A 22,950-nucleotide genomic window follows, 5' to 3' on the forward strand; every position below is an offset into this window, starting at 1 on the left:
CACTAAAGCTCTGGCAAGTCAGAAGAATCTCCCCCCACAATTGGGGGGCCGGGGGGGCTTTTCAAACACGTTCCTAAAAACGAAAAATTAACCCCAATCTACACAGCAACAGAAGTGCGGGAAGTGGCGGTCAATTCACCTTTGGCATACTTAGCGGCGTAGTCGTCCAAGGTCAATTGTTTGATCTTAGAAGCGTTACCAGCGGTCCAGAACTGTTGATAGCGGTCAGCACAAACCTGTTTCATGTATTTGATGGAAGGTTTGAGGAAGTGACGGGGGTCAAAGTTCTTAGGATCCTTAGCGGCGGCTTCCCGGAAAGCGGCCGTGATGGCCAAACGGTTATCGGTATCGATGTTTACTTTGCGGACACCGCTCTTAATACCTTTTTGAATTTCTTCTACGGGCACACCATAGGTTTCGGGGATAGCACCACCGAATTCGTTAATCATATCGATCCATTCCTGGGGAACGGAGGAAGAACCGTGCATTACCAAGTGGGTGTTGGGCAACAGGCGGTGAATTTCTTCAATGCGGCTGATGGCCAAAACTTCTCCGGTAGGTTTGCGGGTGAATTTGTAAGCACCATGGCTGGTACCGATCGCCACGGCGAGGGCATCAACTTGGGTTTTGTTAACGAATTCCACCGCTTCCTCAGGGTCGGTCAACAGTTGGGAGTGGTCTAATTTACCTTCAAAACCGTGGCCGTCTTCCGCTTCCCCTTGGCCGGTTTCCAAGGAACCTAAGCAACCCAATTCCCCTTCCACACTGGCCCCAACGGAGTGGGCAACTTTTACCACTTCAGCGGTAACGTTAACGTTGTACTCAAAGCTAGCGGGGGTCTTGGCGTCAGCTTCCAAGGAACCGTCCATCATCACACTGGTGAAACCGTTGCGGATGGCGGAATAGCAAGTGGCGGGGCTATTGCCATGGTCCTGGTGCATAGCAATGGGAATGTGAGGATAGGTTTCGACCGCCCCTAAGACCAAATGGCGCAGAAAATTTTCCCCAGCGTAGCTCCGGGCACCACGGGAAGCTTGCAAAATCACAGGGCTGTTGGTTTCATCAGCGGCCTGCATGATCGAAATGATCTGCTCCATGTTGTTGACGTTGAAAGCGGGAATGCCATAACCATTTTCCGCCGCATGGTCTAACAGCAATCGCATTGGGACGAGAGCCATAAATCCTCCTAAGTTCTATTGCCTAATGTGTATTGGGGTCGCAAGACAAGTCTTTATATGGGTCTCATCTTAGGCTAGTTTCTGTCCCTTGACAATTTTTAATGATCTTTTTAGTCCTGCCCCAGGGAATTTGTGCTAGGGCATTGAAATCAATCCACACCAACATCCCCACCCTAGTCTATGGCTGAATAACCAAGTTTAGGATGGGGGAGAATTCGGGTAACTGATTCTGGATTTAGCAATGTTCCGCCCCGGCGATCGCCATTGGGGATCAGGGGATCAAACGGTTCAAAGGGTGGCGAATACTTCCTTGGCCACTGCAATGGTCTGGTCAATCTGGTCTTCGGTGTGAGCCAGGGAGGGGAAACCAGCCTCATACTGGGAAGGAGCTAGATAAACGCCCCGTTCCAACATGCCCCGATGGAAACGGGCAAATTTATTGGTGTCAGCCAACTTAGCATCTTCATAGTTTCTTACGGGACCAGGGGCAAAGAAAATGCCGAACATGGCGCTGATGGAACCGCCGCAAACCTCATGACCCGCATCCTTAGCCGCCGTTAGTAGCCCTGCCACCAGACGTTTAGTGATTTTGTCTAAATATTCGTAGGAGCCTGGCTTTTGCAAAATTTCCAGGGTTTTAATGCCCGCTGTCATGGCCAAGGGATTACCGGACAGGGTACCCGCTTGGTACATAGGACCGGCTGGGGCCACCATGGCCATAATGTCTTCCCGACCACCGTAGGCCCCCACCGGTAAACCACCACCAATGACCTTACCGAGGGTAGTCAAATCCGGGGTAATGCCAAACCGGGCCTGGGCTCCACCGTAGGATACCCGAAAACCCGTCATCACCTCATCAAAGACCAGCAAAGCACCGTACTCCTTGGTCAGTTCCCGCAAACCTTCTAAAAAGCCCGCATCGGGGAGGATAAACCCTGCATTACCCACCACTGGCTCCAGAATCACCCCGGCAATGCTGTCGGGATTTTCCACGAACAGAGCTTTAACCGCTTCCAAATCGTTATAGGGAGCAGTCAAGGTTGCTTTGGTGGTGTTACTGGGCACCCCAGGAGAATCGGGAAGACCAAGGGTTGCCACTCCGGAACCGGCCTTCACTAAGAACATGTCGGCGTGGCCGTGGTAACAGCCTTCAAATTTAATAATCTTTTCCCGGCCCGTGAAAGCCCGCATCAGGCGCAACACAGACATACAGGCTTCGGTACCAGAGTTGACAAAGCGCACCATTTCAATGCTGGGCACAGCGTCGATGACCATTTCCGCCAACACATTTTCCTGGGCGCAGGGAGCGCCAAAACTGGTGCCCTTATCCAATGCTTCCTTGAGGGCATTGATTACGTCGGGGTGGGCGTGGCCGCAAATGGCGGGCCCCCAGGTGCCCACATAGTCTATGTATTGATTGCCATCTACGTCCCAAATCTGTGCCCCTTCTACTCGATCAAAAACAATGGGTTGGCCGCCGACGGACTTAAAGGCCCTCACCGGAGAACTGACACCGCCCGGCATCAGATGTTGAGCCGCTGTAAAAATCTCTTCTGATTTGGTGGTAATAAAAGGGGTTGCGTTAACCAATTCGCGTCTCCTTTGGGTGTAAAGACTGGCTATAAAAATTTATCAAACCTGTGCCCGCAACAAAAATAGACGGGGATAACTCCACTGTACAGAATTTTGGTGCCCCATTGAACAAACTTCCGTTGTACTAGCTGACAATTCTATTCATTGGGGGCGATCGGATGAGAGTTGCTCCCAACCCCAACAACTGTGGAGATAAGTTGGGGAAAATTTCCGCTTTTTACCTCCATTCTCCCTAGGGAGTTGATTATTGTCGCAAAAGCAAATAATACATTTTCCCGTTGTCGCTCATTAAACCGGCCCGATCGCCAGGGACTTGGCCCGTGCCCATAAAAATATCTACTCGGCCAGGACCTTTGATGGCACTGCCGGTATCCTGATCCATCACAAAACGACTGACATCAACTTTTTCCCCCCGACAATCGGGGACGGGGGCCGCCAAAACGGCGATCGCCCCTGGGGGCATCAGGGATTTATCCGTGGCAATGGACCGTTCAGCGGTAACCGGCACACCAATACTGCCCTTGGCGGGGGTGCTGGCGGCGGCCTCTTTGAAGAAAATCATCCGATTGTTACGGGGAATAAAACGACTCATTTCAGCGGGATTTTGCTCAAAATATTCAATTAGCCTCGGTAAAGTTACTTCCCCTGGCTGAAAAATTCCCTCGGCAATGGTTTCCCGACCCAAACTAACGTAGGGATAATCCGTGGCACCGGCAAAAGCAATGGAACTTTGGCCCCCACCCACCCAGTTGATTTTGGCGGAACCCTGCACTTGGATTAGATAGGCATCCAAACGGTTACGGAACCAGGCAATTTCCCGACCCCGCAACTGACTAGATTTGCCCCGGCCATCAATGCCCTCCAGCTCAACCCTAGTGGGGTGAGGCTTGGACCAACGGGAAAAATTGGTGGGCAGACCGTAGATGGGATAGCGGTACTCTTCCGTTGGTTGGCGGCTGGCCGTGTAAACCGGCTCAAAATAACCGGTGAAATGGACGGTGCCCTGACCATCGGTGCCGATCGCCTGGTAAAACTGAAATTCCCTCGTAACGGCGGCTTGGAGTGCCTCAGGGTTGGGGGACTGTTGCAATAGGGTTCTAAAACGCTGGAGGGAACGGGCCACCCGCTCCCTAGTCACCCCCGGCACAGGATAATTTTGGTAAGCCCTGGCTGCACTGGCGGTTTTCAAATAGGCCAGGCTGTGGTCAATGGCCCGGAGCAGGGACTGTTTATCCCCCGCTGAACAATGGTTACCCCACAACTGTTCATCAAAACCCACCTGGGGTGCCAAATTTGTCCCACTCACGGGCATCAAGGGACGGGATTGGGCTCTGAGGATAGGGGCATTGATGCCGAAAACTAACAGCAAAGCCAGTAGTGGGAAAGATTGCTTGATCATTGTTAGATTGTGGAGATTGTCGGCCGTTATCGGCCATGGAAAAATTTGTTGCTCCCCCAGTGGGACGATGGAGATTGCTGTCTAGAGACCTAATTTACCCTAATGGAATTGTTGAGGACAAAATGTACGGGCCGGTGTGCCAAACTGTCCAGATTACCGGCTTGAAAAAATGCACTCCATTGTGGGCTTTTTAAGCTAAATCAACTCTAACCAAGGTGGGCACAAATCTTCGACCTAACCTGCCATGGGTAGATTACCCGTTTCCATCACTGTCGGGGTAATAAAACCCCGCAAAGCTGGCTCCTTCATGGCAGAAGTAAGTGCTTTGCCTTGGAGTAAAACTCCGAATTTACCCAAACCGCTGGGATCAATCAACTGATGCAAAATAGCCCGGCGGGAAAAAATTTCGTTCAAATCGTACTGCCCGTTCGACAGGGCCGCTAGGCGATCGCCAAGGCCGAGGTTCATCAAAAAAGGTCCCTGTTGGGTAAAGTTCAAACGGGTCAGACCATAGCATTCTCCCCACCATTCCAGGGCGGTGAAATTAACATGGGCAGTGACGTCCTGTTGGCCCAAATTGACAAAAGGATTATCGTGGTGCCGTTGTTGGAAATAACACTGCAAAGTGCCCCCTCGGCGTTGGGGATGGTAATATTTCCCCGCTGGATGACCGTAGTCCACCGTCAGGACCCATCCCTGGGTTAAAACTCTGGCAATATTTTCCAGGGCTTGGTGGGCGGCCAGATTGACTTCCGTTTCATAATCCTCTTCGTAGGGAGGGCAGGTTAATTGCAGACCAAAGCTGGCAAAGTAGTCCACCAATTTTTCGGTGGAAAGTCTGTCCCAAACACTGATCAGCCCCTCTGCCTCCGCCTCAATATACTGCTCCTTCAAAATCCCTTGTTTGATGCCTACCCGATGGACGGGCAGAGCGTCGAAAAATTCATTGCTAAAACAACAGCCCACTAGGCTGTCATCGCCCAACCCAGCCCAGGTTCGCCATTGTACTTTGCCCCTGGATTGCCAAGTGAATAATAACTTGGCCTGTCTTCTGCGGAGGGCGGCGGACTCTTCGATGATGTGGTACTGTAACGCGGCAAAAAACTGGGGGTATCGGTTTTCTGCGTGGGCTAACACTGTTTGGGCAAAGGCCCCAGTGCCCGCCCCCAACTCCAAAATGTCAAATTGAGCTGGTTCCCCCAACCTTTGCCACATTTCCAGGAATTGTTCCGTTAGCAGTTCCCCAAAATCGGGTCCCAAGGCGATCGCCGTGACAAAGTCTCCTCGAATACCAATATCCACCTGGCCGCTACTGTAATAACCATAATCGGGCTGATAGAGCACCCACTCCATAAACTCCGCAAAAGTGAGCCGTTGTTGGGGACTTTGGCGGATATGGTCAAGGAGAGCAGGGAGAATATTCTGGGCCATGGATAGGGAGGAACGGGAAAAGTCAGGGAGAAGAGAGTTCAATTACCTTGCAATTTTCTGCCACGCATTGACGATCGCCTGGAGGAAAAGTTCAGGCTAATGGAATGCCTAGGCCACTGACCAGGATTTTTGACAATTGTTCATTAATTGTTCACCAAAACGGTTACCTTGATCCCTGGCTAAGGTTGCAAAGACAAACAATTCCTTAACCATTGCCAGCATCCATCAGGTAATCTTGTTGGGAGTATGTGTCAGACTTAAAGTCAATGCTAGCCAAGCTTTAAACCACTATGAACCGCCAGGGAACCTATCAGGGCAGTGACCAAGAAACGGAAATTCGTCGTCTCAAGGAATTGATGCCGGCTTCCGGGCGCATGCTGGTTAAACTGGATTCCCAGCCCAAGCAGTCCCGGGTGATCGATTGCAATTTCCCTAAGCCTTGGCAATTTGGCGATCGCCTGGTGAAAATTAATTTTAATCTTTGGTGGGAATTGACCATCCAGGAGCGGGATCTGCTCATGCTGAGTGTGGTCTGTCGTTTAGTTAATATCCGTTGGTTTAAACCGGATTTATACCAGGGTTTAACGGTGGCGGGGGCGATCGCTGTGGGGGTACAACTTTGGCAGAGGGATGGCGTGGGAATGGTAGTGGCCGGAGGGTTAACGGCCTTAGCAGCCCAACAAATTTGGCGGGGTTACCAAAGTAATGAACGGGAAATCGAAGCCGATGCCCAAGCGCTTAAAGTGGCGGTTCGCCGGGGCTATGACCAAAAAGAGGCCATCCAGGCCCTATTAACGGCGATCGAGAACACCGCCCGGATTGAAAACCGCAGTACCCCCAGCTTCAATGAACTGTTGCGCTGTCAAAACTTACGCCTCATGCTCAACAGCCAAGCCAGCCCCGATCCCTCCCTATCCCGCAATTTCTAAGACGGGTTGAGCTTCCTTAATCGCCACAATCCTTTTCATCACTTCCTCCACTACTTTGTCGGGAGTAGAAGCCCCGGAAGTTACGCCTACCGTAATTTTTCCCTCTGGTAGCCAGGGTTCCAGCATCTCCAGCTCCTTGCCTAGGGGTTTATGCTCCACCCGATTGCCCGGTCCAATGCGATCGCCGCTGTCGATGTGAACAGAGGGGATACCATGTTCCACCGCAATTTCCTGTAAATGGGTGGTGTTAGAAGAATTAAAACCACCAATAACCACCATTAAAGACAGGTCTTCTTTGACCAAATCAAACATGGCATCCTGTCGTTCCTGGGTGGCATCACAGATGGTGTTAAAGCTCATAAAGTGATTGTTGAGCTCCGTGGGGCCATATTTTTGCAACAGGGTTTTTTCAAACAATTTGCCAATCATTTCCGTTTCACTTTTAAGCATGGTGGTTTGGTTGGCCACCCCCAAACGAACTAAATCCTGGTCTGGATCAAAACCAGCGGAATGGGCATTGGCAAAATAAGCTAAAAACTCTTCTTTGTCTCCACCGTGGAGAATATAGTCACAAACCCTTTGGGCTTCGGCCATATTTAAAACAATTAGATAGGTACCAGCAAAGGAGCTAGTGGCAATGGTTTCCTCGTGGTTGTATTTACCGTGGATGATGGAAGTATGTTCTTTCTTTTTATGTTTTTCCACCGAATTCCAGACCTTAGAAACCCAAGGACAGGTAGTATCGACAATGGTACAGCCCCGGTTGTTGAGCAGTTGCATTTCCTCCACACTGGCCCCAAAGGCCGGCAGAATGACCACATCGCCCTTGGCCACACCGCTAAAATCCTTTTCCCCGTCAACCACATCAATAAAATTAACTTCCATTTCCCTTAGCCTTTGATTGACCGAAGGATTATGGATAATTTCGTTGGTAATCCAAAGCCGTTCCTGGGGAAAATGTTGGCGGGTCTCATAGGCCATGGCCACTGCCCGTTCCACCCCCCAACAAAAACCGAAGGCCTCCGCCAAGAGAATGGTGACATCCCCCCGTTCTAGGCGGTAATTATTCTGGCGAATTTCTTGGATTAGATGGCTCTGATATTCCGTATTCATCACCCCCATCACCTCTTCCCCATGGCCAAATCCCTTGCGATGGTAATTGTCGGAGTGGTGCAGAGACCGTTTAAAAGCTTTGGTATCCATAGAAAAACGAGAATGTCACCGGTATTATGTTTTTCCATTCTGACATCCTCTCCCCCCAACTGCTAGACAAACTCAAGGGAGATTGCTATTTCTCAGATGGCCGCGATCTAGATGGAAGGCCCTTGATCTCTTTGGCGACATTCTCCCAGGTGGGGTTCCCAAACTGAAAGCGCCCAGTTCCTATGTCCAAAAACAGTCGTCCCCAGGTCTTACCCATCATGTTCTATCCGAGCCCACTAGAATATCACTTGATATCTAGATGCCCACTGGCGGATAGCTCTCTGGGTGTTTTCTCCATTTCGGGAGAGGTTTCCGAGTGCTCTCCGGTACCTGAAAATATTCTATTGTTTCATTTTCATTCAGCTTTGTTAAAGCTTATTGACCTGCTTTATAGAGTTTTCGATGCCCTTGCCCTTTTCTATTTTTTTGCTCTAAAGTGCCAGACTATTTCGCTGGAATTTTTACGATACAGCGGATTTACAACCTGAAAGTTAGAACCAACTATACCAAAAACTATGGGGCTGTTTGTTGCTCGAAATTCATCTCGACACTCAATTAAAGATTACAGTGCGAGCCTTCTTTCGACATTAAGGTAAAATTGGTCAGCAATTCCAGCTCCTCCCTCAGTTTGTTACAAACCGCAGACTGTCTCTCCTATGCTCCGTTGGGGAACATTTTCGGGCTTGATGGGGTTAACAATCCTATGCCGCATTGACTATTTGTCCTATGAATTGGAACTTTTTCCCGCACTCCCTCTTGGCCTTGGCCGTTGGTGCCGCTCTCACTCCCCTTACCCCCCTATCCGCCAGCACTTTCACCGAAACGGCGATCGACCAAACCGAAGTAATTGCGGTGGCCCGTCCCTACGGCGTTGAAACTACCAAGTACGACCTGTTGGTAATCGAGCAAATTCCCGGCAAAAATAAATGTTGGGACGTGACGGCGGGAGCACCGGCCATGGTGGATCCCCTTTTATTAAATTTTGATTTCACTGGCCACTGTCGCCGCGCCACGGACAGCAACGGTTATTCCATTCGCATTGATGGCCAGGACTATGGCTTAGATTACTTGCTGCGCCTTGTGCCCAGGGGCAATGATTTGGTTTTGGTGGCTACTTCCCGCAACGGCCGGGGCCCCGAATTGGTGGTGGGTAGTACCAAAGGCATTGGTGCAGGTTTCATGCAGGTACAGCTCAATCCCGGCTGGCAATTTACCAAACGCACTTATGAAGGTCAGGTTTTAGGACATTACTACATCAGTGGCACCCAGGCCGCCATTTTTGGGGGTAGCACCGTTAGTCCTGTGAATATAGAACAGATCAGCCCAGAAAAACAAGAAATTATCGCCCCGGAACCGGTTCAGTCCATGGAAGAGGCCCCTGCTGCGACGGGACCAACGGAAACCGAGACAGAAATTATTATTCAGCAGGAAGTTCCCGCCGATAACCAGTCCGGCATGGTGGTGGAAGAGGAAAGTGTTAACACTGTGACCGACGTGACCGAAGAAAGCTCCGTTGCCAAGGAACTGGAAACCGTTGCCCCCAAGCCCGCCCCTGTGCCTAGGCCCAATTCTCCCCGTCGCCGTACCCCCACTCCAGCGGATTTTCGTCCTTAGTCTGACGTAAATCAATCAATTTTGCCGTTTACTTTTATTGCCTACTATGCCCTCTGCCGCCATTTTGAGTCAGTTCCAAGTTTTTGATAACGATTTACCCGAAGACATTTGCCAAAAACTTTTATCGGCCAAAGAGGTGGCGGTGGACACGGAAACCATGGGTTTAAATCCCCATCGGGATCGTCTCTGCTTGGTGCAAATCTGTGACCCAGAGGGCAATGTGACAGCTTTACGCGTTGCCAAAGGCCAAGAGGAAGCCCCCAATCTGACCCGCCTCATGGAAGCACCGGGGGTAACTAAAATTTTCCATTTTGCCCGCTTTGACACTGCCCAACTGAAACATACCTTTGACATCAAAACCTATCCAATTTTTTGTACTAAAATAGCCAGCAAAATTGCCCGGACCTACTCTTCCCACCATGGTCTGAAGACGTTGGTGCAGGAATTGGTGGGGGTGGAACTGGATAAGTCTTCCCAATGTTCCGATTGGGGGGATGCCGCTAATTTGAGCAAAGCCCAATTGGCCTATGCCGCCAATGATGTCCGTTATTTGATTCCCCTACGGCACAAATTGGAAAAAATGTTAGCAAGGGAAGATCGGCTGCGGTTAGCCCAACGATGTTTTGAGTGTTTGCCGGTAATGGTAACCCTTGATTTGGGTATGTACGGCAATGTATTTGAGCATGGTGGCCCGGGTTAACTCGACTCAAGAACGTTGAAATCTGAGGGCTTCAATGGACTGAGCTGTGAGGAAAATGCCTAGGAAAATGTAACTAGCGAATAGTACACAACTTTTACTATTGATCACGCCTTCGATTAAATCTTGGTAACTCTGGAACAGGGAAAGGTAAGCAAACACATCGGCGATCGCCCCGCCGAGATTTTGGGCAAACACGTCCATAATCCAAAGCATCAAAATTAAAACAAAGGTAAGAATATAGGCAATAATAACGTTTTCCGTCAGGGAAGAAATAAACATTCCCAGGGAAAGCACGGCCGCCGCCACCAAAATAACCGCCCCATTAGCCACTAGTACCAAGCCGCTGGGTAGGGGAGGATTAGTGGCAGAAAAAATAATAATTTGGTAAACCCAAAGGGGAATTAAAAGTACCGAGAAAAATAGTAATGCTCCCATTAATTTCCCCACCGCCACCACCCAATTAGTGACCGGAGAAGTGGCTAGCAATTCCAGGGTGCCCCGCTTTCTTTCTTCGGCGTAAAGTCCCATGGACAGGGCGGGCAATAGCACCAAAATCAGAGAAATAATTAAACCCAGGTAACTGGAAAGGAAGTCTCCTGCCACATCCACCGGTTCAGAAAAGCCTGACTGTCGCAAAAATTCGACACTGGAGAGAATTTGGCTCAGCATTAGAGAAAAGAAAATGCCCGACATCAACCAAAAAATGGCGGCAATGCCATAGGCAAAAGGAGAACTGAAGTAACTTAATAGCTCTTTACGCAAAATGGCGAGCAGATTGTACAGGGTAGTCATGGGCAAATGTCGGCTATTTATGCATTGCTGAACTAGTCTGGGTCAACCCGAATTCTATCCTAGGGAACTGGAACTTTTCCGACTTTACCCCTATCCTAGGGCTATCCCCTCAGGGAATTTGGGTGCAGAGGAGTAAATTTTATGGTCTTGAGTCGAGACGTTAAACTTTCCCCGGAAAAGAGTTCCAGGATTCCATCGACGTTATCCGGCTATCGTTTAGCAGAGTTAATTCGTCAGCGGGCTTGGGTGGAAATTGACCAGGCAGCCCTAGTTCATAACGTGCAACAGTTCCGTCGACTTGTGGGGCCAAAAACTAATTTGATGGCGGTGGTCAAAGCTGACGCCTATGGGCATGGGGCTGTCCGGGTGGCCCAAACTGCGTTACAAGCAGGGGCCGATTGGTTGGCGATCGCCACTTTGGGGGAGGGCATTGAGCTAAGGGAAGCGGGCATTACAGCGCCGATTTTGATTCTTGGTGGTATTAACAGCCCGGAAGAAATTGAGGCCATTGCCCATTGGCAACTGCAACCCACCCTCTGTTCTCCGGAACAGGCCGAATTGTTCAACAATATTTTGACTAAGTTGGGCCGGATTTTGCCGGTGCATCTCAAATTAGACACGGGTATGACCCGCCTCGGCACGCCCTGGCCCCAAGCGGTGAAATTTGTGGGTTTGGTGCAATCTTTACCCCAGCTACGGTTAGCTAGTTTATATTCCCATTTGGCCACGGCGGACGACCCCAACACCGCCACTATGCTCCAACAACAACAACGATTTGCTACGGCGATCGCCTGTTTACGCCAAGCCCATTTACCGGTGCCCAAGCTTCATTTGGCCAATTCTGCCGCCACCCTCCATGGTCCGGCCTGGCATTACGATATGGTCCGGGTGGGTTTAGGTTTATATGGACTATATCCCGCTCCCCATTTAGGCGATCGCCTAGATTTAAAACCGGTACTAAGGGTACGGGCAAAAATCACCCAGATCAGAACCATTCCCCCCGGTACCGGTGTGAGTTATGGCCACCAATTTGTTAGTGACGAAACTATGCCCATGGGGGTGGTGGGCATTGGCTATGCGGATGGAGTTCCCCGCAACCTTTCCAATCAGTTGGAAGTACTTCTGAGGGGCCAACCAGTGCGACAAATTGGTGCCATTACCATGGATCAAATGATGGTGGATTTACGGGGCATTGATAATCCCCAGGTGGGGGAAGTGGTTACCCTGATTGGCCAGGACGGCGATCGCCAAATTACCGCAGACCATTGGGCTTCTAGTTTGGACACCATCTCCTGGGAAATTCTCTGTGGCTTCAAACACCGTTTGCCCCGTATTCTCGTTTAACGTATTTGGGCACGGGAAATTGCCGACTCCAATCTTAATAGGAGTGAGCGGGGAGCCAAACGTCGTGGTTTGCCGTTGGGGGCTAGGTGCATGGCACTCTCACCATACATTTGTTCTGTATTGTGACCTGTCAAGTTTGGCCATAGTAATCGCTATCCCTTAGTTCTAATGTGTCCCCAATGGCCGTGCCAGTGTGGTAGGCCGCCAACAGGACAGGGCAGGTTTTTCCCCAAGCAATGTTGCCACGATAATCCAAGGCGATCGCCCCTAGGTCGGTGTTATTTTCCAGGGCTTCCGTGATGGATTTTTCCATCGCTTGGGCCAGATCTTGCCCGTCTTTGACCCGGATTACCACCTTGGCGGCTAAACATTCGTTGATGATGTCTTCCCCCACCCCGGTACAACTAACCCCAGCAAAACGGGTGGCATAGTTCCCCGCCGGCATAGCGGAATCGCTCACTCGGCCAATGCGTTCCAACCCTTTCCCTCCGGTGGAAGTGCCCGCTGCAATTTTGCCGTTACTATCCAAGGCCACTACACCGATGGTGCCCTTTCTCGCCTCAATGCCCGCTGTGGGATCGGCAATTAACCGGGCCATTTTTTTCCGCACATCTTCCCCCCGTTCTTCCATCCATTCTTGAATACGAAAATCCGTGGCGGGATCATAAATGGGCAATTGCATTTCCCTGGCTAAATCCGCCGCCCCATAATCAGACAAAATCCGGTCTGTCTGACCCTGCAAAAATTGGGCCATCTGGATCGGGTTCTTAATGCGGGAAACGTTGATTACCCCACTAAAATTCTGGCGATCGCCATCCATCAAAGAAGCACTCATGCGTACCTGGCCGTCGGACTGGAGCACTGAACCGGTCCCGGCATTGAAACGGGGTTCATTTTCCAACAGTTCACAACCTTGCACCACCGCTTCTAGGGCACTGCCCCCCGCTGTTAGCGTTTGATATACCGCTGCCACAATCTGATGTAGAGATTGACGTACAGTGGCTAGGCCTCCTTTATCATCGAGGGAACTGGCACCGCCATGGATAATTAATTTGGGGGTCATAGGTTTGGGGACAAAGGTGTGTATGAAGAATAGGTCAGCATTAACGGATTGAAGATGGCATAGGAAACCGTTAGTGATTATGGGTCGAAGTCGGAAGGGAAGGCAGATCCAAACTTTTAACTAAATATCCAAACGGCTGTAAATTTCCGCCAGGTTACTCAGATGTTGTTGGGGGTCAAAGCACTGGTCAATTTCTTCGGAAGAAAGCAATGCCTGCACCTTGGCATCGGCCCGGACTAACTTTTCAAAATTTCCCCCTTCCGTGTTCCAAGCTTGGTGGGCAGAACTCTGCACAACCCGGTAAGCTTCTTCCCGATTCATGCCTTTTTCCACTAGGGCTAACAGCACTTTTTGGCTGAAAATTACCCCGCCGTAAACGTTCATATTACGTTTCATATTTTCGGGATAGACCAACAGATTTTTTACCAAATCGGTGGTTTCCTTCAACATGAAATGGGTCAGAATACAGCAGTCAGGAAAGGCCACCCGCTCCACGGAACTGTGGGAAATATCCCGTTCATGCCAGAGGGCCACATTTTCCAATGCCGCCACCGCATGGCCACGAACCAAGCGGGCCATTCCCGTTAATCGTTCTGAGCGGATGGGGTTACGTTTGTGGGGCATAGCGGAAGAACCTTTTTGTCCTTTGGAAAAATATTCCTCCACTTCCAATACATCGGTGCGTTGCAGGTTACGAATTTCCACCGCAAACCGTTCCAAGGAAGCAGCCAGCAAAGCCAACTGTTGCACGTACTCTGCGTGGCGATCCCTAGAGATTACCTGGGTGGAAGCGGTGTCCGGCTCTAGACCTAATTTCTGACAGGCGATCGCCTCAACTTTGGGGTCAATGTTGGCGTAGGTACCTACGGCGCCGGAAATTTTACCCACCGCAATGGATTGGGCCACCCGCACCAAACGATCTCGATTTCTCAATACTTCTGCCAGCCAGCCGGCCAGCTTAAAGCCAAAGGTGATCGGTTCAGCGTGGATGCCATGGGAACGACCCACCATAACGGTGTAACGATGTTGTTGAGCCTGGTAACGGATGGCCTGAATTAGTTTTTCTAGCTCTTCCAAAATCAGGTCTAGGCTGGCCACCAATTGCAACGCTAGGGCTGTGTCCAACACATCCGAGCTGGTTAACCCTAAGTGAATGTAGCGTCCTGCATCCCCCACATACTCATTGACATTGGTTAAAAAGGCGATGACATCGTGGCGCACTTCCGCCTCAATTTCCAATACCCTTTGGGGATCAAATTTAGCTTTGGCCTTGATTTCCTCCACCGCTGACTGGGGAATATAACCCAACTCTGCCTGGGCTTCACAGACGGCAACTTCCACGTCTAGCCAGGTTTGTAGCTTGTAGGTGTCCGTCCAAATTTTGCCCATTTCAGGCAGGGTGTAGCGTTCGATCACAGGGCCAATTCTCCAAATAACCGCTTAATTTTACTATTTGGCGGCAACCATCGTCAGATATTGGCATTCCAACCACTAAAGCAAGGGTGTTTTTCCAGGTTTTTTGTAACATGGGAGATGTTGCATTTGTGCCACCCAGAGCAGGGCCTGTATCCATGACCATCACCAGTTCTGCACCGATCCCTACCCAAGATCAAACCCTTGTGCTGCCCGGTCGCCACAGTTGGGACGCTTTTAAGGCTATTCAGGCGGTGATGGAACAACAGCCAGGGCTAAGGATTACCTATCTAGATGGAGTAATTGAGTTCATGACCCTGGGGGAATACCACGAATCAATCAAAAGTGTGATTGCCATTTTGTTAGGCATTTATTTTTGGCAACGGGAAATTGCATTTATTCCGGTGGGTAGTGCCACCCGCGAATCGAAGGACGAATCTGTGTCTTTCGAGCCGGACGAGTCCTATTACTTGGGTGAAAAAAAAGCCCATCCCGATTTGGCCATCGAAGTTAATGTCAGCAGTGGCAGTGTTAAAACACTGGAAAAATATCAACGGCTTGGCATTGGTGAAGTCTGGATGTGGCAAGACAAGAAGTTTTCTATCTACTTTCTAGATGGCGATCGCTACCAAACGGTCTCCAAAAGCCAACTGCTTCCAGATTTGGATATTACCCTGCTAGGAGAGTGTGTACTAATGTCTTCCCCGTTAGAGGCGATGCAAAAGTTTGCCAGTCAACAAACATAGGCGGCGATCGCCTGGGTTGACCTGGTTTAAACCTAATTTTTTTTGGCAGATTTAGGTTTTTCTAGGGGACCATTAACCAAGCCATTGAAGCCATAGATTTCTCGACTGCCAGCATAGGCCACTAAATTAACCGTTTTTTCGTCCCCTGGTTCAAAACGCACCGCCGTTCCCGCTGGAATATCCAACCGCATGCCCCTGGCTAAATCCCGGTCAAATTGTAAAGCGGTATTGACTTCGTAGAAATGGTAATGGGAACCCACTTGAATAGGGCGATCGCCAGTGTTGGCTACGTTAATGGTACAAGTGGGGCGGCCCACGTTTAGTTCTATGTCACCTTCGGGGGTAATAATTTCGCCGGGGATCATGGTTGCAATTATGGTTAGTTGAGCTGTGAATGTTAGTCGATTAGCTTAGGCCTGCCAAGCAAAAAATAAAATACTCCCCAACAGTAACCCTAAAAACAGGTCTGTGGCCATGGCATAGTTTTCCTTTAAGCTTCAGTAGCATTTTTTTTCACCGCCTTAAACATACCAAAGCGACAAAGTCCGGTGCCAAAGGCAAGACGCATTAATAAAATAGTCGGTACTTCCCGCACGGATTTGATGAAACCAGGAAGGCCGTATTGCAACCAGCCCTGGGGCCGGATCATGCCCTGCCAAATGGTATCTAACCAAGCGGGGAGGGTGGGCACAGTCCAATCGGCGGTGGTGACCTGGCCCTCGACTAAACCAGTGGCTTCGAGGTTTTCTGCAAAGCCTTCAATGCTGGCAAAGGCGGGGTGGGACCATTGATCCAACAGTTGCCGCATCACGGGTTTTTCCCAAAAGTTTAACGGCACCTGGCGATCGTCCCGTTGATTCCAATCCGCCACCACCAAAATGCCTCCTGGTTTAACTACCCGCAGTAACTCCCTAGCAAATACAGCTTTATCGGGCATATGGGGCCCCGCTTCCACCGACCAAACCACGTCGAAACTAGCGTCAGGAAAAGACAAGGCCATGGCATCATCCACCGCAAACTTGGCTGTTACATCGGGGGGAGTTAATTCCGTCGCCCGTTTGACCTGTTGGGGGCTAATGGTGATGCCGGTGACATTAAAACCATAATCCTGAGCGAGAATGCGACTGCTACCACCAATGCCGCAACCCACATCCAGCACGGTGGTGCCTGGGGGAAGTGTATCTAAGCCTCCCCACTGGGCCATGGCATGGACAAAATCAATTTTCGATTGGATAAAATCCTTTGCCACTGGAGGATCGCCATAATGGCCAAGGTGGATATGATCGCCCCAGTAGTATTCCAAAATCCCGTCCTCCGTCCATTGGTCGTAGGCATTGGCCACGGAATCGGCGGATTGATAGCCCCGGGCAGTAAACAAATATAATCCAGCGGCGATCGCCAGGAAGAGGGAAAACAAACCAGCAGGGAACAGCAAAGACTCAGCCATGGAATAGTTAAAACAGTGGGAAAAACAAAATATCAAACTTGTTTAGGGTAACAAAGTTGGACAGGGCCATGAATCGCTTCCAATCCATTGTGGGTCAAGACCAAGCCATTGCCTTACTGCACCAGGCGATCGCCCAGGGACGCATTGCTCCGGCATATTTGTTAGTGGGGCCGGAGGGGGTAGGCAAAAGTTTAGCCGCCAAGGCCTTTGGGGAAACCTTGTTGATGGGATGGGGAAGTCAACCCGATCGCCAGGAACGCTTTTTTGCGGGCAATCATCCTGACCTCCTCAAAATAGAGCCAACTTTTCAACACCAAGGTCAACTATTAACCGCCAACGAAGCAGAGCAAGCCGGACTAAAACGACGGGCCGCTCCCCTGATCCGGGTAGAACAGATTCGGGAAATTAATCGTTTTCTCAGCCGTCCCCCCCTGGAAGCGGACAGAGCCGTCATCCTGATTGAAGAAGCCCAAGCCATGAATGAAGGGGCGGCCAATGCTTTGCTGAAAACCCTGGAAGAGCCGGGGCGAGCAACTTTAATCCTCCTGGCCCCCAGCGTCGATGCTCTCCTACCCACCATTGTTTCCCGTTGCCAACGCATTCCCTTTTACCGTTTAGGGCAAAGTAATATGGCCAAAATTCTGCAGAGGCTGGGTCGTCAGGAAATTCTCAACCACCCCGAACTGTTGGCGATCGCCCAGGGGAGTCCCGGAGTCCTATTTCAAGCCTGGGAACAGATGCAGAGTATCCCCCCGGAACTGCGGCAAAAGTTAATTCAGCCCCCGGCCAATCCCCTAGAAGCCTTTGATTTGGCCAAAATGGTGGACAACAACTTGGACAACGGTGGCCAACTTTGGTTGGTGGATTATCTCCAATACCATTACTGGCAAGGGTACCGACAACGACCATGGTTGGAAATTCTCGAAAAAGCCCGTAAATATCTGGCGGCCTACGTTCAGCCCCGCTTGGTGTGGGAAACCACCTTTCTTGCCCTATACCGTCTGCAATGCTCCGGCGATCGCCCATAAACAGGATTGTTCTCCTTGAACCTTTCTAATGCCAAACCTCCCTGACAATGGGAGCAAAATAGGCACAAAAAGGGCTTTAGCTAGGGAAAGACGGTATCCTATGCTACATAACTGTTTCTTAACCTGCTCGTAGTATTGGGTCTTATTTGTTTCCAGCGGATTTACCCTGGGAATATCTTTCCTTGTTGACCTAAATAAACTGCGGATAAAAACTTTTTAAGAGCACTGTTTCCGCCCGATCAACTCCTCTCCACCAGCCAACAAGCATATTTAGAATCCTTACGAGGTAATAATTCTTCGCGTATGACTAACCCTTTTGGAAGACGTAAATTTTTGCTGTATGGATCAGCAACCCTAGGCGCAAGTCTATTGCTCAAAGCCTGTGGCGGTGGCACCGAACCCACCACCGAACCTACTGAGTCCCCCACCACCGGTACTGCTCCCACCGGAGAACCGATTAAAGTGGGTTTGCTCCATTCCCTCAGTGGCACCATGGCCATTAGTGAAACCACCGTAGTGGAAGCGGCCGAATTGGCGATCGAGGAGATCAATGCGGCCGGCGGTGTACTGGGTAGACCAATCGAAGCCATTAAAGAGGATGGTGCTTCCGATTGGCCCACCTTTGCCGAAAAAGCGGCGAAGTTGATTGACCAAGATAAAGTGGTCAACGTCTTTGGTTGTTGGACTTCCGCTAGCCGTAAAGCTGTACTGCCCGTCTTTGAAGCCAAAAACCACATGCTTTGGTACCCAGTGCAGTACGAAGGCCAAGAATGTTCCAAAAACATTTTCTACACCGGTGCCGCCCCCAACCAACAGATTGAACCGGCGGTGGACTGGTTACTGGAAAATAAAGGCAAAAAATTCTTCCTGGTGGGTTCCGATTACGTGTTCCCCCGCACTGCCAACACCATTATTAAAGAGCAGTTAAAAGCCAAAGGTGGCGAAACCGTTGGGGAAGATTACCTACCCCTAGGCAACACTGAAGTTACCCCCATCATCACCAAACTCCGGGAAGCTCTGCCCGATGGCGGCGTAATTTTCAACACCCTCAACGGGGACAGTAACGTTGCCTTTTTCAAACAGATCCAAGCCGCTGGTTTAACCCCCGACAAATATCCCGTTATGTCCGTGAGTGTGGCAGAGGAGGAAGTGCGCCAAATTGGGAAGGAATACCTCCTGGGCCAGTATGCTTCTTGGAACTACTTCCAAAGTGTGGACACCCCTGCCAACCAGAAGTTTGTGGCCGCCTTTAAAGCTAAGTACGGCGAAGACCGGGTGACCAATGACCCCATGGAAGCGGCCTATATTTCCGTTTACCTCTGGAAGGCAGCGGTGGAAGCGGCCGGTGATGTGGGTGAAACCCCTGAAGGGCTAGAAAAAGTCAGGGCAGCGGCGATCGGCAAAACCTTTGATGCCCCGGAAGGTATGGTGACCATGCAACCGAACCACCATATTTCTAAAACCGTCCGCATTGGGGAAGTGAATGATGAAGGTCAGTTCACCATTGTTTGGTCCAGTGAAGGCCCCGTTGATCCCATCCCCTGGAACCAGTTCGTACCGGAAACCAAGGGTTTCACCTGCGATTGGACCCGCACCGATGTGGAGAACCCCGGTAAGTTCAAAGCCAGCTAGGTTGGCATCATTTTTAACCGAGTAAATAGCTATAACACTGATCACTTGTTTGATGGTTTGAGTTATTAGGGCCATTGGCTCCATTGATTTCCCCATGATGGGATTTGAATGGGCCAGTGGTTTTTTCTTGCTCCATTCGGGATGATTAGGTCAAGATAGGGCCCTACGTTTATTCCCTTGGCACCCATGGCTAAAGCCCGGACAAAATTTGTGTGCTCTGCCTGTGGAGCGGACCATGCCCAATGGTTTGGTCGTTGCCCCAAATGCCATGAGTATGGAAGTTTACAGGAGGAAATTGTCAATGCCGTTTCTAGTGGTACCAATCACCGTAGTTTGGGAGCGCAAAAATCCCGTTCTTCCAAGGTAAAAACCGGGCAACCCCAGGCGGCTTTAACTTTTTCCCAAATTCGCCAGGAAAATCAAGGGCGTTTCCCCTCTGGTTACGGGGAGTTGGACCGGGTTTTGGGAGGGGGCATTGTACCAGGGGCGTTAATTTTAATTGGGGGAGATCCGGGCATTGGCAAATCTACCCTGTTATTACAGGTGGCATTTCAGCTGGCCACCCGTTTACCGCGAATTTTATACGTTTCAGCAGAAGAGTCAGGAGAACAAATTAAGCTCCGGGCCACCCGCTTAGGCATCACCCAAACCGTTGAGCAGAGCGAAGCTAAAGATGGAATAAACAATCTTGTCCATGATGGCAATTTATTTGTTTTACCAGAAACCAATTTAGAAGATATTTTGCGGGAATTGGAAGCTCTCCAGCCCCAAGTGGCCATCATTGATAGTATTCAAAATTTATATTTTCCTGCCCTTAGTTCGGCCCCGGGTTCCGTTTCCCAGGTGCGGGAATGTACAGGTTTATTAATGCAATTGGCTAAACGGGATCACATCAGTTTATTCATTGTGGGCCATGTCACAAAAGAAGGGGCGATCGCCGGGCCGAAGGTGTTGGAACATTTGGTGGACACGGTGTTGTATTTTCAGGGCGATCGATTTGCGTCCCACCGTTTACTCAGATCGGTAAAAAATCGCTTTGGGGCTACCCAAGAAATTGGCATTTTTGAAATGGTGCAATCGGGGCTAAAGGAGGTGCTCAATCCGTCCCAATTATTCCTGGGCAGTCGGGAGGAATTTATGTCCGGCACGGCTATTACTGTGGCCTGTGAAGGAACTAGGCCCTTGGTGGTGGAATTACAAGCTTTAGTGAGTCCCACCAGTTATGCTTCCCCCCGGCGATCGACTACGGGGGTGGACTACAATCGCCTTTTGCAAGTGCTTGCTGTGTTGGAAAAACGCCTAGGAGTGCCCCTCTCCAAATTGGACGCGTACCTATCCGTGGCGGGGGGCCTGGAAGTGGAAGAACCAGCGGTGGATTTGGCCATGGCGATCGCCTTGGTGGCCAGTTTCCGAGACCGGGTGGTGGATCCAGAAATGATTATTCTGGGGGAAATTGGCTTAGGGGGGCAAATTCGCCCCGTTTCCCAGCTCGAAATTCGCTTAAAGGAAGCGGCTAAGCTAGGGTTTAAAAAGGCCATTGTCCCCAAGGGCCAAACGGGCACTGAATCCGCCGGCATTAAACTCATCCCCGTGGGCAAGGTCTTTGCGGCGATCGCCGTAGCCCTACCGGCCAAGGAAGACATCGCCAGCAACGGCTAAAATCTGATAGATGGACAAAATTCACCTCAGACAAACACTACTGCAACAGCGGCGGCAATGGTCTAGATTTCAATGGCAACAGCAGAGCATTGAGCTATGTGCCCAACTCCAGCAATGGTCAGTTTTTCAGCAAGCAAAGCTAGTCTGTGCCTATTTCAGTACCCAACGGGAGCCAGATTTACAATCATTATTTGAGCGTCTGGGGCAAACAAAGCTGTGGGGCTTTCCCCGCTGCGTACAAAAAAACCTCGTCTGGCATCCTTGGCAGTGGGGACAACCACTCACCACCGGCAGCTACGGCATCAAAGTACCAGCAGCACAGACTGAAATATTGTCACCCATGGAAGTAGATCTGTTATTAGTACCCTGTCTAGGAGGCGATCGCCAGGGATACCGCCTGGGTTACGGCGGAGGCTACTATGACCGGCTATTTATCGATCCCCTCTGGCGGGCAGTACCAAAGGCCGGACTGCTTTTTGAGGTGGGTCTGAAGGAAAAGTTACCCCGTGACTCCTGGGATATTCCCCTACCAACTCTGATAACGGAAAAACAAATTATAGTCATTTCAAATAATTTCGAGACTACTTGAGTCTTTATTGACAAGCTTTTCGGTGAATTTGACTGCCTCAGTCTTACTAGAAACGACAATATAGTCAATCAAAGTAAGATTGAGACTACCAAGTCCTATACCAAAGAGGCTTTTAGCTCCGGTCAGTGTCTTACTTTCAATTAAATCAACTATATTAATATTTGTACTGGAAATCAATGACAGCAAGGCTATGGCTTCCATGCCGAATAATTCCGTCCCCTAATTGAAATAAATCCCCAATCTGCTAAAAAATCTCTGTGTTCAGGGCCTTTTTCAAAGCACTAATGCCCTGTTTAATACGGCGGGAAACGGTAATTACACTAACCCCCATCACCTCAGCGGCCTCCCTCTGGGTCAGGTCATGGAGAAAGACAAATTCCACAATGCGGCGGGTGCGTTCCTCCAGACCAGCTAAAGCCTGTTGTAAACGGATTTGATCCTCCAGGCTGAGTTGAAAACTACGGAATTCATGGTGGGCCAAACAGTCCCCCAAGTTAACCTGACCATCATCGTCTCCGTTGACTTTGATGTCCAAGCTCAACAATTCCCGATTCTGTAAAGCTAGCTTGGTCGCCTGCCAATCCGTCAGAGGAACCCCCAGCATACAGGCCGTTTCCTCATCCGTGGCAGCACGGTCATATTTGAGACGAAATTCCTGCTGAACGACGATCGCCTGACGGCCCAAATCTAACCAACGGCGAGGAATACGTACACAGTTACTTTTGTCCCGCAGAAAATGTTGAATTTCTCCCCGAATGTAGGGAATAGCAAAGGAGCTAAAAGCATTTCCCTTACTGACATCAAAGCGTTCGATGGCCCGGATCAGCCCTAAACATCCCACCTGGGATAAATCTTCAAAACTCTCGGTGCACTGACTTGTCCAATGGTGGGCTTCTTTCCTTACCAACCCCAGGTTAACTTCCATAATCCGATTGCGTACGTCAACGCTATGGGACTCTGCGTAGACTTTAAATAGCCTCAGGGTCTCAAGTTTGAGGTTGTGGTTGGTGGCATTGGTCATAGTTGTGGGTTTCGACACCTCTGGTCAACCTTACCGATGTTTAGGCGGCGCCCACATCAGCAAATATATGGAAAAAATAACAAATTTTTGCCAACCAACATCCCAGCAAATACCAAGGAAAATCGGCTTTATCTACAGTTGGAAGCTATATTCCCCAGAGTATTGCTTA

The 22,950-nt window shown here is 50.1% G+C and carries 21 protein-coding genes; 9 read left to right on the forward strand and 12 right to left on the reverse strand.

What is annotated here, in order from left to right; translation table 11 throughout:
* Positions 1–98: 98 nt before the first annotated feature.
* From fba to D082_RS02555, 4 genes are all read right to left on the reverse strand, one after another.
* Entirely contained in the window at positions 99–1,178 is a 1,080-nt protein-coding gene (gene fba, locus D082_RS02540) for a class II fructose-bisphosphate aldolase (RefSeq protein WP_028949331.1), read from the reverse strand.
* Positions 1,179–1,466: 288 nt separating this feature from the next.
* Complete coding sequence (gene hemL / locus D082_RS02545; RefSeq protein WP_028949330.1) at positions 1,467–2,768, reverse strand: glutamate-1-semialdehyde 2,1-aminomutase; 1,302 nt, start codon at positions 2,766–2,768, stop codon at positions 1,467–1,469.
* Between the two features lie 247 nt (positions 2,769–3,015).
* Entirely contained in the window at positions 3,016–4,170 is a 1,155-nt protein-coding gene (locus D082_RS02550) for a murein transglycosylase A (RefSeq protein ID WP_028949329.1), read from the reverse strand.
* 234 nt (positions 4,171–4,404) lie between these two features.
* The gene (locus D082_RS02555; RefSeq protein ID WP_238546803.1) at positions 4,405–5,643 is read right to left on the reverse strand and encodes a class I SAM-dependent methyltransferase; all 1,239 of its coding nucleotides are present in this window, start codon (positions 5,641–5,643) and stop codon (positions 4,405–4,407) included.
* A 248-nt stretch (positions 5,644–5,891) separates the two neighbouring features.
* Here D082_RS02555 and D082_RS02560 point away from each other — a divergent pair, with 248 nt between their 5' ends.
* Positions 5,892–6,530 carry a DUF3318 domain-containing protein gene (locus D082_RS02560; RefSeq protein WP_028949327.1) on the forward strand — a complete coding sequence of 213 codons (639 nt, stop codon included), beginning with the start codon at positions 5,892–5,894 and terminating at the stop codon, positions 6,528–6,530.
* Here the strand turns inward: D082_RS02560 and D082_RS02565 are convergent.
* The gene (locus tag D082_RS02565; RefSeq protein WP_028949326.1) at positions 6,513–7,733 is read right to left on the reverse strand and encodes a 4-hydroxy-3-methylbut-2-enyl diphosphate reductase; all 1,221 of its coding nucleotides are present in this window, start codon (positions 7,731–7,733) and stop codon (positions 6,513–6,515) included. The genes D082_RS02560 and D082_RS02565 overlap by 18 nt on opposite strands.
* Positions 7,734–8,459: 726 nt before the next feature.
* Here D082_RS02565 and D082_RS02570 point away from each other — a divergent pair.
* Both D082_RS02570 and D082_RS02575 read left to right on the forward strand, forming a co-directional pair.
* Positions 8,460–9,347 (forward strand): DUF3747 domain-containing protein, encoded by an 888-nt coding sequence (locus D082_RS02570; RefSeq protein WP_028949325.1) that lies wholly within the window; start codon positions 8,460–8,462, stop codon positions 9,345–9,347.
* A 46-nt stretch (positions 9,348–9,393) separates the two neighbouring features.
* Positions 9,394–10,047, forward strand: a complete 654-nt coding sequence (locus tag D082_RS02575) for a ribonuclease D (protein ID WP_028949324.1) — start codon at positions 9,394–9,396, stop codon at positions 10,045–10,047.
* Positions 10,048–10,053: 6 nt separating this feature from the next.
* Here D082_RS02575 and D082_RS02580 read toward each other — a convergent pair whose 3' ends face one another.
* On the reverse strand, positions 10,054–10,839 hold the full coding sequence (locus tag D082_RS02580) for an ABC transporter permease (RefSeq protein ID WP_028949323.1): 786 nt from the start codon (positions 10,837–10,839) through the stop codon (positions 10,054–10,056).
* A gap of 141 nt (positions 10,840–10,980) precedes the next feature.
* Here D082_RS02580 and alr point away from each other — a divergent pair, with 141 nt between their 5' ends.
* On the forward strand, positions 10,981–12,183 hold the full coding sequence (alr, locus tag D082_RS02585) for an alanine racemase (protein WP_028949322.1): 1,203 nt from the start codon (positions 10,981–10,983) through the stop codon (positions 12,181–12,183).
* 130 nt (positions 12,184–12,313) lie between these two features.
* On the opposite strand, the gene D082_RS02590 is transcribed toward alr, so the two are convergent.
* Positions 12,314–13,246, reverse strand: a complete 933-nt coding sequence (locus D082_RS02590) for an isoaspartyl peptidase/L-asparaginase (RefSeq protein ID WP_028949321.1) — start codon at positions 13,244–13,246, stop codon at positions 12,314–12,316.
* A gap of 120 nt (positions 13,247–13,366) precedes the next feature.
* Positions 13,367–14,662, reverse strand: a complete 1,296-nt coding sequence (gene purB / locus D082_RS02595; RefSeq protein ID WP_028949320.1) for an adenylosuccinate lyase — start codon at positions 14,660–14,662, stop codon at positions 13,367–13,369.
* Positions 14,663–14,772: 110 nt separating this feature from the next.
* On the opposite strand from purB, the gene D082_RS02600 reads away from it, so the two are divergent.
* Entirely contained in the window at positions 14,773–15,405 is a 633-nt protein-coding gene (locus D082_RS02600) for a Uma2 family endonuclease (protein ID WP_038531257.1), read from the forward strand.
* A gap of 32 nt (positions 15,406–15,437) precedes the next feature.
* On the opposite strand, the gene ureB is transcribed toward D082_RS02600, so the two are convergent.
* Together ureB and D082_RS02610 are read right to left on the reverse strand one after the other, a co-directional pair.
* Positions 15,438–15,779 carry an urease subunit beta gene (gene ureB, locus D082_RS02605; RefSeq protein WP_038530042.1) on the reverse strand — a complete coding sequence of 114 codons (342 nt, stop codon included), beginning with the start codon at positions 15,777–15,779 and terminating at the stop codon, positions 15,438–15,440.
* A 116-nt stretch (positions 15,780–15,895) separates the two neighbouring features.
* The gene (locus D082_RS02610) at positions 15,896–16,852 is read right to left on the reverse strand and encodes a 2-methyl-6-phytyl-1,4-hydroquinone methyltransferase (protein WP_028949317.1); all 957 of its coding nucleotides are present in this window, start codon (positions 16,850–16,852) and stop codon (positions 15,896–15,898) included.
* A 68-nt stretch (positions 16,853–16,920) separates the two neighbouring features.
* On the opposite strand from D082_RS02610, the gene D082_RS02615 reads away from it, so the two are divergent.
* The 4 genes from D082_RS02615 to D082_RS02630 all read left to right on the forward strand — a co-directional run bounded on the left by D082_RS02615 (position 16,921) and on the right by D082_RS02630 (position 21,760).
* Positions 16,921–17,880, forward strand: a complete 960-nt coding sequence (locus tag D082_RS02615; RefSeq protein ID WP_028949316.1) for a DNA polymerase III subunit delta' — start codon at positions 16,921–16,923, stop codon at positions 17,878–17,880.
* A 303-nt stretch (positions 17,881–18,183) separates the two neighbouring features.
* Positions 18,184–19,512: an urea ABC transporter substrate-binding protein gene (gene urtA / locus D082_RS02620; protein WP_028949315.1), complete on the forward strand. Its 1,329-nt coding sequence runs from the start codon at positions 18,184–18,186 to the stop codon at positions 19,510–19,512.
* Positions 19,513–19,698: 186 nt separating this feature from the next.
* Positions 19,699–21,171, forward strand: coding sequence for a DNA repair protein RadA (gene radA / locus D082_RS02625; RefSeq protein WP_028949314.1), 1,473 nt, complete (start codon positions 19,699–19,701; stop codon positions 21,169–21,171).
* A gap of 10 nt (positions 21,172–21,181) precedes the next feature.
* On the forward strand, positions 21,182–21,760 hold the full coding sequence (locus tag D082_RS02630; protein WP_028949313.1) for a 5-formyltetrahydrofolate cyclo-ligase: 579 nt from the start codon (positions 21,182–21,184) through the stop codon (positions 21,758–21,760).
* On the opposite strand, the gene D082_RS02635 is transcribed toward D082_RS02630, so the two are convergent.
* The gene (locus tag D082_RS02635; protein WP_028949312.1) at positions 21,737–21,961 is read right to left on the reverse strand and encodes a hypothetical protein; all 225 of its coding nucleotides are present in this window, start codon (positions 21,959–21,961) and stop codon (positions 21,737–21,739) included. The genes D082_RS02630 and D082_RS02635 overlap by 24 nt on opposite strands.
* A gap of 43 nt (positions 21,962–22,004) precedes the next feature.
* Positions 22,005–22,781: an RNA polymerase sigma factor SigF gene (locus D082_RS02640; protein ID WP_028949311.1), complete on the reverse strand. Its 777-nt coding sequence runs from the start codon at positions 22,779–22,781 to the stop codon at positions 22,005–22,007.
* Positions 22,782–22,950 lie beyond the last annotated feature (169 nt).

Source organism: Synechocystis sp. PCC 6714 (assembly GCF_000478825.2).
Taxonomy (GTDB): domain Bacteria; phylum Cyanobacteriota; class Cyanobacteriia; order Cyanobacteriales; family Microcystaceae; genus Synechocystis.